Raw genomic sequence first — 12422 nt, 5'->3', positions numbered from 1 at the left:
GGGACGTTCGTCACAGCGTCCGGCCGACTCTCGGCGGACACCCAGGATCCGGGCGCGGGAGCGCCGACCGAGCGCTCCTCGCCTGGTGCCCGCCACCGCGACTCGTGCCCTGCGGCGCCGGAGGGCGGACGTCGCTGAGCGGGGCACGAGCGGGCCGGGAACCTCAGTCGATGGAGGCGATCTCGATCCGCAGCTCGAGGGTCGGGTCTCCAGCGGCCCTCCTGGCGGCCGTCGTGACGGCCTCGATGAGCCGCACCGAGTCGGTCTCCACGTCCGCCGCGATCCGCAGCGCGCAGCTCCGGCCGTCGTCCCGCAGCACGACCCGCTCGGCTCCGGGGAGGGGGGAGGCGGGGAAGAGCGCGCGGACGCCGCCGGTCGACAGCACCGCCGACTCGATCGCCGCCCGCCGCGCGGCCTCGTCCGTCATCGCTCCTCCTCGCCGAGGTCCAGCACGTCCCGGACCCGCAGGTCGAGCTGTCCGACCGCGAACGGCGCGTGGCGGGGCAGCACCAGCGCGATCCGGCGCCGGAACTCGGTCGCCGCGTCGTCGATGGGCGTCCCGTAGAACACGGTGACGTCGACCTGGAGGTCGAGCGCCGCCGCCGCGTCGTCGAGGTGCAGGCGCACGCGCCCGGTCAGGAGGCCCGGGATGGAGTCGCCGACGGCGCGGACGAGTCCGCGCAGCGCCCCCTCCGAGACCACCGCCTCGACCCCGTCCGGCATGTCGGAGAACGGGAAGCGGCGACCGGCTCGCGACTCGAGCGAGATGCGACCGAGCACGTCGTCGATCCAGCGCTCGGGCGGCGGTGCGGTCGAGGCGTCCTGCTCCAGGAGGCGCTCGGCCATGGCCCGGAGGCGCTCGAGCCCCGAGAGCGCGATGCGGCACGCGGGCGACTGCTCGATCGAGGGGTCGATCGGGGTGCGGTCCCGGTCCAGGTAGTCCGCGAGCTCCTCCAGCGTGTGGCCGTCGAACTCGTCCGGCCCGCTGCTCCAGGTGGGCACGTCGGTCATCGCGCGTCTCCCATCGAGTCGAGCAGCTTCTTCCGCGCCTGAGCGAGTGCCCCGCGCACCGTGCTCTCCGGGATCGCGAGCCGTTCGGCGATCTCCGAGTAGGACAGGCCGCCCATCTCGCGCAGCACCCAGACTTGCGCCTGCTGCTCCGGTATTCGTGTGAGCGCCGCCTGCAGCGCCCGCCGCGCGTCCCAGCGGGCCTCCTCGTCGTGCTCCGCCGGGACCTCGTCGTCGAGCTCCGCGTGCTGCGGCTGCTTGCGCAGCAGCGCGAAGGCCTGCCGCTCCGCGATCCGGAAGAGCCACGCCTTCACGAGCGCGGGGTTCTCGAGTTTCGGGAGCGCCTGCCAGGCGGCGAGCGCGACCTCCTGCAGCACGTCGTCGCTCTCGGAGGGCCTGCGGGTCAGCCGGGTGATGTACGCCCGCAGCACGGGACCGTGCCTGCGCAGGAGGACGGCGAACGCCCGCTCGTCCCCGTCCGCGGCGCGGTCGGCGAGCAGTGCATCGTCCGCGAGCTCGAGTGCACGCGATGGACGGCCGGGCATGCAGGCAGGATCGCGGTCGCGCCCGTCCCCACGCTGCGAGCGGCCTGGGAACCCGCACCGCGCGCCCCGCCTGCAGGCGAGATGGCAGGGTCGGGGCGCCCGGATCGGTACCGTGATCCCATCGCTGTCGCCCTGCTCGCCCTCCTCCTCGCCGTCGTCGGCGCGGGGGTCGCCGTCGCGCTCGTCGTCCGCGCGGGTCGCCCCGCAGCCGGCGCCGACACGACCCGCGGCACGGTCCGGGTCCGCGCCGAGGTGCACACCGGGGTCGAGCAAGCGATGATCGGCATCGCCCGGTCGCTCGCGCTCGTGGGCAGCCCGGGGGACGCCGCGTACGGGCAGATGTACCTCCAGCAGACCGGCGACGGGGTGCTGACGGTCGGCTCCCGATCCGAGATCGGGCGGGGCTTCCGCGCGACGATCACCGCGCAGCCCGGCCGGCGCTCGACGGAGCTGGTCTACGCGATCGTGAGGCTGCCGGGGGACGAGTCGCTCCACGCCGCCGTGCTCCAGTTCGAGCTGCTGCTGATCGAGGCCGTGCGGCGGCTCGACCCGAACGCCGACGTCCGGCTCGTCGGTCGTGCCCTGCGCGACCTCGACCGCGTCGAACGCGCACCGCGGGACGCGGAGGAGGACGCACGGTGACGATCGTCCAGCAGGTGCAGCCGCCGTGGACGGCCGTCCTCACCGACGGCGAGCACACCCTGATGCTGTTCGCGGTGGTCGGCGCGGCGCTCGCGCTCCTCGCGACGCTCGTGCGGGTCCGCTTCGCCTCGACCGAGGTGCAGGGCGAGTTCCGCACCGCCAGCCTCACCGCGAACGCGGTCGTCGCCATCGCCCTCGCCTCCTACGTGCTCATCATCGGTTCGCTCCTGCTCGGCTACCACGCGACGAAGGCGGGCTGGGTGCCAGCGGCGACGGCGCAGTACGCCTGGGCGCTGCGGTACGCGGACTGGGCGATCACCGTGCCGCTGCTCATCGTCGAGCTGCTCGCCGTGAGCCTCTCGCGCTCCGCGGCGCGGCGCACGGCCGCGCGGCGCGTCGGCATGGTCCTCGCGTTCGCGATGATCCTGCTCGGCTTCGTGGGCGCGTTCGTGGTCGACAGCGGCCGCAGCTTCCAAGCGCTCGCGCTGCTCGGCGGGCTGAGCGCGCTCTGCTTCCTCGGACTCGCGATCCTGATCCTGCGCACCACGCTCTACTCGCTCCCGCGCATGGTGCTGAACGCCAGGCCCGCCTACCGGTCCGCGGTACTGCTGCTCCTGACCGTCTGGTTCGCCTACCCGCTCGTGTACGGCCTGCAGGGCACGACCTCCGGCGGGGGCTGGGCGGTCACGGGTGTCGTGATCCTCTCCGCCGCCGACGTCGTGGCCAAGGTCGGGTTCAGCTCCCTCGTGCACCGCACGGCGGTCCTGCAGTCGCGCGCCGAGGAGGACGCGTCGCCCGCCACGAGCCGCCGTCCCCGTCAGCCGGAGGCGGACAGCCTCTGGGTCGAGGACCACCACCGGTACGAGCGGGACGCGGACTCCTCCACGGGCTGAGCCCCCGCGCGCGGACCTCCGGCCGGGGCCCGGTACCTTCGCCCCCGTGCCTTCCTTCTTCCGCCGCCCGTCCCGGCCCGTCGAGCCGGTCGAGCCGGAGCGCGCACCGGTACCGGTGATCACGGAAGCGCTGCCCGTCGCCGCCGCCCCGGCGCCCCACGCCCCGGTGCCGGCGGCGCCCCCATCCACTGACCGGCTGGCGGAGGGCACGGTCCTCGACGGCCGCTACCGCCTCGGTGAGGTGATCGGCCGAGGCGGTACCGCGAAGGTCCACGTCGCTCGCGACCTGCTGCTCGGCCGCGATGTCGCGGTGAAGCTGTTCCGCACCCGGGCGCTCAGCACGACGGAGCTGCACGTGCAGGAGTCGGAGGCGCGCGTGATCGCGTCACTCAACCACTTCGCCCTCACCTCGCTCTTCGACGCGGGCGTGGAGGCGGCCGAGGACGGCGGGGCGCGGATCTACCTCGTGATGGAGCTCGTGCGCGGGACGGATCTCCGCTCCCGCCTCCGGCGCGGGCCGCTCGAGGTCGCCGAGGCGTGCTGGCTGGGGTTCGATCTCGCGGAGGCGCTGGACCACGTGCACCGGTCCGGGTTCGTGCACCGGGACGTGAAGCCGGCGAACGTGCTGCTCGCGGACAAGCGCGTCACCCGCCCGATCGTCGGCAAGCTGACGGACTTCGGCATCGCGACGATGATCGGCCAGCCCGACATGAGCGAATTCACGGTGGGGACGGCCGCCTACCTCAGCCCCGAGCAGGTGGAGGGCCTCGACGTCGGCCCGGAGTCGGACGTGTACTCGCTCGGTCTGGTGCTGCTCGAAGCGATCACAGGCCGCATCGAGTACCCGGGCGGCGTGGTCGATTCGGCCTTCGCCCGGCTGGACCGGCCGCCGGTGATCCCGGACGAGGTCCCCGAGCAGGTCGCGACGGTGCTCAGGGGGATGACGGCGCTCCGCCCCCAGGACCGCATCGCCGCCGCCGACGCCGCGGTGGCGCTCCAGCAGCACCTCGTCGACGACCTCATCAGCCGGCGCCGGCTCGCTCCGGCCCTCGTGGAGCGCGACGAGGCGGCGCGCGTCGCGGCGCTGCAGCGGTACGAGATCCTCGACTCCGCGCCCGACGAGGCGTTCGACGCGATCACGCGGCTGGCCAGTCGCCTGCTCGACGTGCCGATCGCCCTGGTCACGCTGATCGATCTCGACCGGGTGTGGTTCAAGTCCTCGGTCGGGTGGGACGAGTCGCAGGTGGACCGGGACGTGGCGTTCTGCTCCACGACGAGCCCCGGCACCGGGCGGCCGTGGACGATCCCGGACGCCTTCGAGGACGACCGCACGCGGCGGAACCCCCTCGTCACCGAGGGGCCCCAGGTGCGCGCCTACGCGGGCGCGCCGCTCACCACGCGAGACGGCCACTACCTCGGGGCGCTCTGCGCGTTCGACAAGCAGCCGCGTGACTTCACGCAGCAGCAGCTCGACAACCTGGCCGACCTCGCGGGGCTCGTGATGCACGAGATGGAGATGCGCCGCTCCATGCGACGGGCGCTGTTCGCCGAGCCCTGACCCCCACCGTCGATCCTCGGGCGGGCGCGCTACCGTCGGATCCCGTGTCCGCCACCTCCGATCGCATCGCCGCCGCGCACGGCGCGTACCTCGCCGCGCTGACCGTCCCCGTCGAGGAGCGCGCCGGCTGGCTGCGTGCGGTCGCGGAGACGCTGGAGGCGCACCGGGCCGAGCTCGTGCCCCTCGCCGTCCGGGAGTCCCACCTCGGCGCTGCCCGGCTCGAGGGCGAGCTGACGAGGACCGTCTTCCAGCTCCGCCTGCTCGCGGACGAGATCGCGGGGGGACACCCCCTCGACGTCGTCGTCGATCACGTGGATGCCGGCTGGGGCATGGGGCCTCGACCCGACCTGCGCCGCATGAACGTGCCGGTCGGGGTCGTCGGCGTCTTCGGCGCGTCCAACTTCCCGTTCGCGTTCAGCGTCGCGGGCGGCGACACCGCGTCCGCCCTCGCGGCGGGGTGCGCGGTGGTCCACAAGGTGCACGAGGCGCACGAGGAGCTCGGCGCGCGGACCGGGGCGATCGTGGTCGACGCCCTCGCCGCCGCCGGCGCACCGGACGGCCTCTTCTCGGTCGTGTTCGGCCGGGACGCCGCGGTCGAGCTCGTCGAGGACCCGCTGACGGCGGCGATCGGGTTCACCGGTTCCACCGCGGGCGGGCGGGCGCTCTTCGATCGCGCGATGCGGCGCCCCGTCCCGATCCCGTTCTACGGCGAGCTGGGCAGCATCAACCCGGTGTTCGTGACCGAGCACGCGTGGGCCACCCGGCGGCAGGAGATCATCGCGGGCTTCGTCGGCTCGTTCACGCTCGGCGTCGGGCAGTTCTGCACCAAGCCCGGCGTGCTCGTGGTCCCGGAGGCGGATCGCGCGGCCCTCCAGGAGGAGCTCGCGGCCGTGACGGAGGTGCAGGCTGCCGAGATGCTGACCGACTCCCTCCGGGAGCGCTACGCCCACGCGGTCGAGGCGATGGCCGCGCGTCCTGGCGTGGAGGTGCTCGCGCAGGGTTCGGGCCGAGCGGTGCCCACCGTGCTCGTCGCAGAGGCGGCGGCGGCCGCCGCCGAGCATGCGCTGCTCACGGAGGAGATGTTCGGCCCCGCCAGCCTCGTCCTCACGGTCGCGGGCGACGCGGACCTGGTGCCGCTGGCGGAGCGCTTCGAGGGGCAGCTCACCGTGACCGTCCACGGCGAACCGGGGGACGACGTCGCGTCCCTCGTGGCGGTGCTGGCGCGCCGTGCGGGGCGCGTGCTCTGGAACGGCTGGCCGACCGGGGTGAGCGTGACCTGGGCGCAGCACCACGGGGGCCCCTACCCGGCCTCCACCGCGCCCGCGACGACGTCGGTCGGCACCGCGGCGATCACCCGGTTCCTGCGCCCGGTCGCCTTCCAGGACTTCCCCGCGGACCTGCTGCCGCCCGTGCTGCGCGACGGTGCGACCGGCCCGCGCCGGGTGGACGGGCGCTGAGCCTCAGGCCGCGAGCGCTCGGCGTCGCGCGGCGCGCTCGGCGCGCTCGAGCCGGAGTCGGCGTCTCGCGAGCATCGCGGCCCATGCGCCGCAGAGCAGCACGCCTGTCGCAGAGCCGATCGCGAGGCCGCCCAGCACGTCCGTGAGCCAGTGCGCGTGGATCGCGGTGCGGCTCCACGCCATCGCGACGACGACGAGCACCACCGGGATGCGCACCGCGAGCTGCCGGAACAGGAGCACGACCACGGTGCCGAGGAGCGCGGCGTTCGCGGTGTGCCCCGACGGGAACGAGGTGCCGATCCCGAAAGCGATCTCGGGCCTCGCCCTGGCGGCGAGCGTCTTCAGCCCGAGCACGTCGAGCTCGCTCGCGAGGCTGGCCACCACCACGAACGCACCCCACGCCCACCCGCGCAGCGCGCCCACGATCGCCGCCACGACGACGGCGACGAGCACGGCAGGCAGCCCGGCGCCGACGACCGCGAACCCCTCCGCGATCCCGTGGGCGATCGAGTGCCCGTCGGCGCCGATGAGCGCGTCCCAGCCCCGGTCGATCAGGCCGGGGTGGGGCGCGGCGACCCGCATCCCGCCCGCGATGACCCAGATCACCGCGACGACGGCACCGGCCGCGGCGAGCGCGACCCCCGGCACCGCGGGTGCCCCGATCGATCCGATGCCGGGACGGTCGAGGGCGGCGGTGCGATCGAGACGATCAGCCATCGGCTTCGGCATCAGCGGCCCGCCGGGCGCGGACCCGCTTGCGCACCTGGTCGATCACGATCGGCAGCACCGAGACCACCACGACCACGGTCAGCAGCACGTCGATGTTGTTCACGATGAACGGCACGCCGCCGAGCAGCGAGCCGACCACGGTCACGAGGACGACCCAGAGGAACGCGCCCGCGAGGTTCCAGGGCAGGAAGCGGCGGTACGGGTACCTGGCGCTGCCCGCCGCGAGCGGCACGTAGGTGCGGATGATCGGCACGAACCGCCCGAGGACGAGGGCTCGGCCGCCGAACTTCGCGAAGAACGCCTCCGTCTCCCGCAATCGGGAGGTCTTCAGGATCCTCGCGTCGTCCTTGAACAGCCGCGGACCGAACCATGTCCCGAGCAGGTAGCCCACCTGGTCGCCTGCGGCCGCGGCGACGAAGGCGACCGCGATGATGATCGGCAGGGTCAGCCCGAGCTGGTGGTGGATGAGGCCGGCGGTCACGAGCAGCGAGTCGCCTGGGAGGAACGGGAACAGCAGCCCCGACTCGATGAAGACGAACCCGGCGATCACGAGGAGCGCCCACGGGCCGACACCTTCGAGCAACGACTGCACGTTCATGCGCTCATCATCTGGGGCCGGTGCGGAGGAAGGGCAAAGATCCGCGCCGCGGGGGCGTCTTTGCGGATTCTTGACCGCGAGCGCTCAGCATCGCCGCGTGACGTCCTCGACCCGAATCGGCACGCCCACCCGCGCGCAGCGCGTTCCCGACCCGGACGGCGCGTTCTGGGTGGTGAAGGTCGTGACCACCGGGATGGGTGAGACGACCTCCGACTTCTTCGTCCACACGTTCGCGCCCGAGCTCGTGGTCCCCGTCGCGTTCGTGGTGCTCATGATCGCCCTCGTGGTGCAGTTCCGGGCGCGCGCCTACCACCCGGCGCGCTACTGGACCGCGGCGCTCATGGTGAGCGTCTTCGGCACGATGGCGGCGGACGTCCTGCACGTGGGCCTCGGGGTGCCGTACGCGGTCTCGACCACGGGCTTCGCGACCGTGCTGGCGATCGTCTTCCTCGTCTGGTGGGTCTCCGAGCGGACGCTCTCCGTGCACGAGATCACGACCACCCGCAGGGAGCTCTTCTACTGGGCGACTGTGATGACCACGTTCGCGCTCGGCACCGCGGCGGGCGACTGGACCGCGATGTCGCTCGGTCTCGGCTACCTCGGTTCGGGAGTCATGTTCCTCGTGGTCTTCGCCGTACCTGGCGTCGTCTACTTCGCGACGAGGCGCGCGGCGATCGCGACCTTCTGGTTCGCGTACGTGATGACGCGACCGCTCGGCGCCTCCTTCGCGGACTGGTTCGCGATGCCCGGGGTCCGCGGCGGCCTCGACGTCGGCCCCGGCCCGGTGAGCGCCGCCCTGTTCGTGGTGTTCCTCGTGCTGGTGGGTACGCTGACGATCCGGGCGCGGTCCGTGCGACGGGACCGGCCCGCCTACCTGACGGGAACGGAGGGAGCGGCGTGATCGACGGGAGCACCGCGACGCGCGAGCTCGTCGTCGGGTGCGTCGAGGACGACCCGGCGATCTCCCGGCTGCTCGGCGAGTGCCTCACGGCCGCGGGGCACACCGGGGTCTTCGTGCAGAACGGCACGCAGGCGATCCGGCGCTTCGCCGACGACCAGAGCATCGACGTCCTCGTCCTCGACATCGGGCTGCCGGACATGGACGGCCGCGATCTGTGCCGGGTGCTGCGCGCCAACGGTCAGCAGGCCCCCGCGATGTTCCTCACGGCGCTCGGGCAGGTGCACGACATCGTCCAGGGCTTCGCCTCCGGCGCCCTCGACTACCTCGTCAAGCCGTTCGCGGTCCCCGAGCTGATCGCTCGCATCGAGGCGCTCGCCCGGCGGACGACCCCCATCGAACCGCTCGAGGGGCTCCGCCTCGACCCCGACCGGTTCGCCCTCTGCAACGGCGACCAGTCGGCGATGCTGACCCCCACCGAGTTCCGCCTCGCCGCCGAGCTGCTCGCGCACCCGGGGCTGCTGGTGCGGCGGACCGATCTGGTCAACGCGGCCTGGGTGCCGGGTGCCAAGGTGAACGGGAACACGCTCGACACCTACCTGCACCGGCTCCGCCGCCACCTCCAGGACGTCGGGTCGACCGCCTCCATCCACACGGTCCGCGGCGTCGGCTACATCCTGCGCGACACGTGACCCCCGCGCTGCGGCCGACGGTGCGACGACGGCTGCGCGTCCGGTTGACCGTCGCATCCTGGCTGCTGAGCACCCTCGTGGTCGCGGGGGCGCTCGCCGGCTCGATCTCGCTGCTGCACGTCGAGATCGACGCCCTGATCCGGGCTCGTGTGCACGACCGGGCGACGGCGCTCAGCGCGAGCGTGTCGACCGAGGACGGCCGCGTCGACGTCGTCGGCTCCGAGGACCTGCTCCTCGACGCCCCCGGCTGGGTCTTCGACGGCGGCGGGACGCTCGTGGAGGGCGCGGGCCTGCACGGCGCGACGGGTGCGGTCGTCCGCAGGCTCGGCCGATCGACCGCGACGACGAGCGCGGTCGTCGGTCCGCGGCACCTGCTCGCGCCGCCGCTCCGCCAGGACGGGCGGGTCGTCGCCGTCGCCGTCGCGGGGGTGGACGTGCGCCCGTACGAGGCGACGCTCGCGTCCGCCACCCGGGACGGCGCGCTGCTCGGGCTGCTGGCCGTGATCGGCGCGACCGGCCTCGCCGCGCTGGTGCTCTGGCGGGGGCTGGGACCGATCGCCGGGATGACGGAGCGCGCCGCGGAGTGGAGCCGGCACCGCAGCGGCTCGCGGTTCGCGATGGGGCCGCCGCGCGACGAGGTGACGGGCCTCGCCTCCGTGCTCGACGAGCTGCTCGACCGGGTCGAGGGAGCCCTTGATGCGGAGCGCCGTCTGACGGCCGAGATCGCGCACGAGCTGCGGTCGCCCCTGACGCTGCTGATCGGCGAGGCGGACCTCGCGCTGATGAACCCGGCGACGGTCGACGCGGAGCGGGCGAGGTACACCCGCATCCGCGACGCGGCCGGGGCGATGGCCCGGGCGATCACCGCGCTGCTCGACGACGCGGTGTCGGATGCGGAGGGGCCGCCGGACGCCACCGTGCGGCGCGCCGTCGCGGCCGTCGTGTCGACGCTCGACCAGCGCGTCGGCGTGGTCGTCACGGGACCGGACGAGCACGTCCCGGTGCGCGCGGAGCATCTCGAGCGGATGCTGGCGCCCATCCTCGACAACGCGGTCGCGGTCGCCGTCCGGCGGGTGACCGTCGCCGTGCGACCGGACGGGGATTCGGTCAGGATCCGGATCTCCGACGACGGTCCCGGGATCGATCGGTCGGTCGCTGCGACCCTGTTCGACCCGGGCGTCTCGACGAAGACCGAGGGGACGGGGCTCGGCCTCGCGCTCGCCAAGCGGCTCGTCGTCGAGGCCGGCGGTGAGCTGGAGGTGGCCGCGCTGCGCCCGGCGACCTTCGAGGTGCGGCTCCCCCGGCTGCTCGTCCCGGGCGCGCGCCCGGGCCGTCGGCTCGCGGCTACGCGCCGCCGAGCGTGACGACCGCGTCCGTCGCGAATCCGAGCAGGACCCCGCCGAGCACGCCGATCGACAGCAGGTCGGACCGCCGAGCCCTCGCGGCGACACCGAGCAGCTGCATGATCACGAAGAGGATCGAGCCGGCGGCGACCGTGAGGAACAGCACGGAGAGCAGATCGCTCGTGAAGAACCAGCCGATCGCCGTCCCGACGTAGGTCGGGACGCCGCCGATCAGCCCGCGGCCGAGGAGGAGCCGCCACGTCGGGCGATCCGGATCCGCCGCGAGCGGCGCGACGATGCCGAACCCCTCGGTGCCGTTGTGCAGCGCGAACCCGACCACGAGCACCGCCATCCGGCCGAGCGCGCCGCTCGCGGACGCCTGGCCGATCGCCAGCCCCTCCGCGAGGTTGTGCACGCCGATGCCGACGGCGACGACCAGCGCGGTGCCCCGGCTGGTGAGGCCGTCCGTCGCCGCCCGGGCACGGCGGAGCGCGGACCGCGACTCGATGAACGCGATAGAGAGCAGCCCGAGCGCGAGCCCGACCACGAACACCGCGACGAGCGGTACGAGCGCGATCGTGACGGTGCCGCCCAGCTGCGCGTCGATCGGCTCCCAGGCGTGGGTGAGCACGTCCCAGACGAGGAACACGAGGATGCCGACCGTCACCGCGGTGAGCAGCAGCCGCGCCGAGGGCGAGAGCCGGCGGATCCGCGCCACGGGCAGCCCGAGCAGGATCGTCACGCCGGCGATCGCGCCGAGCAGGAGGGTGGTGCCGAGAGCCATCAGCGCTTTCCGATTGAGGTGAGCCTTACCTCACCCCAGCGTATCGCGCCTCGCGCACGTCCGACCGCCCCGCGGCCTCCGGGAGGCGCGGGGCGGTCGAGCAGGTGCGGACGTCAGCCGTCGGCGCCCGCGGGGGTCGTCGTGGCGGTCAGCCCCAGCTGCTTGAGGGCGGCCTCCGCGTACGTGTTGGTGAACGTGTTCGCCAACGTCACCTTGGAGGTGTCGGTGCCGATGACCTTCTCCATCGCGAGGATGGTCTTCGGGCCGCCCGCGGGCATGATGCCGTCGGGGAGGAACTGCCCCTTGTCGCTCGTCAGCCCCGAGATGTACTGCGCCTTCGAGATCGTCGAGTTCTGCACGAACGACTGCGGCAGCTTGTTCGCGATGTCGGCGGCCGAGTGGGTGCTGATCCAGTGCATCGTCGCCACCAGTGCGGTCACGACGGCCTGCGCCTCCTTCTTGTGCGAGTCGACCCAGCTGCGCGTCGCGAGCAGGCCCGCGGCCGGCCATGCCCCGCCGAGCGCCTGCTGCGCGCCGGTCGTCGTCGCGAGGTCCACGGTGGTGGTCGCGAGCTTCTGCGACTCGAGGGCGCCGACCGTCGGCTGGGTCGTCATCACGCAGTCGGCGGACTTGCGCTGGATCGCCGCGATCGCGGTCGCCCCGGCATGGACGGCGATGGTGTGGTACTGGCTCTTCGTGATGCCGTTCTTCGCGGCGATGAACTGCGTGAGCTCGTCCGTGCCGGAACCGAGGTCGGTCACGCCGAGCGTCTTGCCCTTGAACTGGGCCGCCGACGTCACCCCGCGCGAGGCCGAGCACATCTCCCGCTCGCCGGGGGCGCCCGAGAGCTGCACCAGGTTGACGACGTCCTTGCCCTTGGCCTGGAAGTCGATGGCGTGGATGTACCAGGCGCCGGCGAGGTCGACCTGGCCGGAGGCCATGGCGTCCTCCGCGCCGACCCCGCCGTTCTGCTCGGTCGACAGCTGCATGTCGATCCCGTACTTCTTGTAGTAGCCGAGGCTCTGCGCGAGCTGGTACGGCAGGTAGATCTGCTTGTCGATGCCGCCGACCATCAGCTTGACGACCGGGAGCGACCCGGAGGCGCCCTGGGCGGCCGCTGCGCCCTGCGGGGCTGAGCCGCTCTGGCAGCCGGTCAGGGTCAGCGCCAGTGCTGCCCCCACCGCGGCGACAGCGACGATGCTGCGCGTGTTCATGGTTGTTCCTTTCTCGGTGCCGAGGGATTCGGCGTGGGTGCAGGCGCGGCGGACACGCCGT

Annotated in this window: 14 protein-coding genes; 7 read left to right on the top strand and 7 right to left on the bottom strand. The window is 73.4% G+C overall.

What is annotated here, in order from left to right; translation table 11 throughout:
• Positions 1-163: 163 nt before the first annotated feature.
• Genes ACTHLI_RS15655 through ACTHLI_RS15645 form a run of 3 tightly spaced genes read right to left on the bottom strand, consistent with a single transcriptional unit; the run spans position 164 to position 1553 of the window.
• Positions 164-427, bottom strand: coding sequence for a hypothetical protein (locus tag ACTHLI_RS15655; protein WP_440185643.1), 264 nt, complete (start codon positions 425-427; stop codon positions 164-166).
• Positions 424-1011 carry a hypothetical protein gene (locus tag ACTHLI_RS15650; RefSeq protein ID WP_440185641.1) on the bottom strand — a complete coding sequence of 196 codons (588 nt, stop codon included), beginning with the start codon at positions 1009-1011 and terminating at the stop codon, positions 424-426. The genes ACTHLI_RS15655 and ACTHLI_RS15650 overlap by 4 nt, the downstream gene beginning before the upstream one ends.
• Positions 1008-1553, bottom strand: a complete 546-nt coding sequence (locus ACTHLI_RS15645) for an RNA polymerase sigma factor (RefSeq protein ID WP_440185639.1) — start codon at positions 1551-1553, stop codon at positions 1008-1010. The genes ACTHLI_RS15650 and ACTHLI_RS15645 overlap by 4 nt, the downstream gene beginning before the upstream one ends.
• 81 nt (positions 1554-1634) lie before the next feature.
• Between ACTHLI_RS15645 and ACTHLI_RS15640 the strand changes: the two genes are divergently transcribed.
• From ACTHLI_RS15640 to ACTHLI_RS15625, 4 genes are read left to right on the top strand one after another with little or no spacing between them, the layout of a single operon-like run.
• A complete protein-coding gene (locus ACTHLI_RS15640) occupies positions 1635-2195 on the top strand; it encodes a hypothetical protein (protein WP_440185637.1) in 561 nt (186 codons plus the stop codon).
• Complete coding sequence (locus tag ACTHLI_RS15635; protein WP_440185635.1) at positions 2192-3088, top strand: bacteriorhodopsin; 897 nt, start codon at positions 2192-2194, stop codon at positions 3086-3088. Before ACTHLI_RS15640 ends, ACTHLI_RS15635 begins: the two co-directional genes overlap by 4 nt.
• Positions 3089-3134: 46 nt before the next feature.
• Positions 3135-4646, top strand: coding sequence for a protein kinase domain-containing protein (locus ACTHLI_RS15630; RefSeq protein WP_440185633.1), 1512 nt, complete (start codon positions 3135-3137; stop codon positions 4644-4646).
• 44 nt (positions 4647-4690) lie between these two features.
• Positions 4691-6103 carry an aldehyde dehydrogenase (NADP(+)) gene (locus tag ACTHLI_RS15625; RefSeq protein WP_440185631.1) on the top strand — a complete coding sequence of 471 codons (1413 nt, stop codon included), beginning with the start codon at positions 4691-4693 and terminating at the stop codon, positions 6101-6103.
• Positions 6104-6106: 3 nt separating this feature from the next.
• Here ACTHLI_RS15625 and ACTHLI_RS15620 read toward each other — a convergent pair whose 3' ends face one another.
• Together ACTHLI_RS15620 and ACTHLI_RS15615 are read right to left on the bottom strand one after the other, a co-directional pair.
• The gene (locus ACTHLI_RS15620) at positions 6107-6820 is read right to left on the bottom strand and encodes a phosphatase PAP2 family protein (RefSeq protein WP_440185629.1); all 714 of its coding nucleotides are present in this window, start codon (positions 6818-6820) and stop codon (positions 6107-6109) included.
• On the bottom strand, positions 6813-7430 hold the full coding sequence (locus ACTHLI_RS15615; RefSeq protein WP_440185627.1) for a DedA family protein: 618 nt from the start codon (positions 7428-7430) through the stop codon (positions 6813-6815). Before ACTHLI_RS15615 ends, ACTHLI_RS15620 begins: the two co-directional genes overlap by 8 nt.
• A 97-nt stretch (positions 7431-7527) precedes the next feature.
• On the opposite strand from ACTHLI_RS15615, the gene ACTHLI_RS15610 reads away from it, so the two are divergent.
• Genes ACTHLI_RS15610 through ACTHLI_RS15600 form a run of 3 tightly spaced genes read left to right on the top strand, consistent with a single transcriptional unit; the run spans position 7528 to position 10384 of the window.
• On the top strand, positions 7528-8331 hold the full coding sequence (locus ACTHLI_RS15610; RefSeq protein ID WP_440185625.1) for a COG4705 family protein: 804 nt from the start codon (positions 7528-7530) through the stop codon (positions 8329-8331).
• Positions 8328-9020 carry a response regulator transcription factor gene (locus tag ACTHLI_RS15605; RefSeq protein ID WP_440185623.1) on the top strand — a complete coding sequence of 231 codons (693 nt, stop codon included), beginning with the start codon at positions 8328-8330 and terminating at the stop codon, positions 9018-9020. Before ACTHLI_RS15610 ends, ACTHLI_RS15605 begins: the two co-directional genes overlap by 4 nt.
• Positions 9017-10384 carry a sensor histidine kinase gene (locus ACTHLI_RS15600; RefSeq protein WP_440185621.1) on the top strand — a complete coding sequence of 456 codons (1368 nt, stop codon included), beginning with the start codon at positions 9017-9019 and terminating at the stop codon, positions 10382-10384. The genes ACTHLI_RS15605 and ACTHLI_RS15600 overlap by 4 nt, the downstream gene beginning before the upstream one ends.
• On the opposite strand, the gene ACTHLI_RS15595 is transcribed toward ACTHLI_RS15600, so the two are convergent.
• A complete protein-coding gene (locus tag ACTHLI_RS15595) occupies positions 10365-11147 on the bottom strand; it encodes a ZIP family metal transporter (protein WP_440185619.1) in 783 nt (260 codons plus the stop codon). The two genes, ACTHLI_RS15600 and ACTHLI_RS15595, sit on opposite strands and share 20 nt — an antisense overlap.
• 113 nt (positions 11148-11260) lie before the next feature.
• The gene (locus tag ACTHLI_RS15590) at positions 11261-12361 is read right to left on the bottom strand and encodes an ABC transporter substrate-binding protein (RefSeq protein ID WP_440185617.1); all 1101 of its coding nucleotides are present in this window, start codon (positions 12359-12361) and stop codon (positions 11261-11263) included.
• Positions 12362-12422 lie beyond the last annotated feature (61 nt).

The organism is Amnibacterium sp., from assembly GCF_051956055.1.
Classification (GTDB): Bacteria; Actinomycetota; Actinomycetes; order Actinomycetales; family Microbacteriaceae; genus Amnibacterium.
The sequence above is the reverse complement of the archived record's forward strand: the minus strand, read 5'-3'. Positions and strand labels throughout refer to the sequence as shown.

What these genes read in the sequence shown, in the direction of transcription:
- ACTHLI_RS15590 (WP_440185617.1), bottom strand. Translation starts at nt 12,361, where the DNA reads ATGAACACGCGCAGCATCGTCGCTGTCGCCGCGGTGGGGGCAGCACTG.
- ACTHLI_RS15655 (WP_440185643.1), bottom strand. Translation starts at nt 427, where the DNA reads ATGACGGACGAGGCCGCGCGGCGGGCGGCGATCGAGTCGGCGGTGCTG.
- ACTHLI_RS15640 (WP_440185637.1), top strand. Translation starts at nt 1,635, where the DNA reads ATGGCAGGGTCGGGGCGCCCGGATCGGTACCGTGATCCCATCGCTGTC.
- ACTHLI_RS15595 (WP_440185619.1), bottom strand. Translation starts at nt 11,147, where the DNA reads ATGGCTCTCGGCACCACCCTCCTGCTCGGCGCGATCGCCGGCGTGACG.
- ACTHLI_RS15620 (WP_440185629.1), bottom strand. Translation starts at nt 6,820, where the DNA reads ATGGCTGATCGTCTCGATCGCACCGCCGCCCTCGACCGTCCCGGCATC.
- ACTHLI_RS15645 (WP_440185639.1), bottom strand. Translation starts at nt 1,553, where the DNA reads ATGCCCGGCCGTCCATCGCGTGCACTCGAGCTCGCGGACGATGCACTG.
- ACTHLI_RS15615 (WP_440185627.1), bottom strand. Translation starts at nt 7,430, where the DNA reads ATGAACGTGCAGTCGTTGCTCGAAGGTGTCGGCCCGTGGGCGCTCCTC.
- ACTHLI_RS15650 (WP_440185641.1), bottom strand. Translation starts at nt 1,011, where the DNA reads ATGACCGACGTGCCCACCTGGAGCAGCGGGCCGGACGAGTTCGACGGC.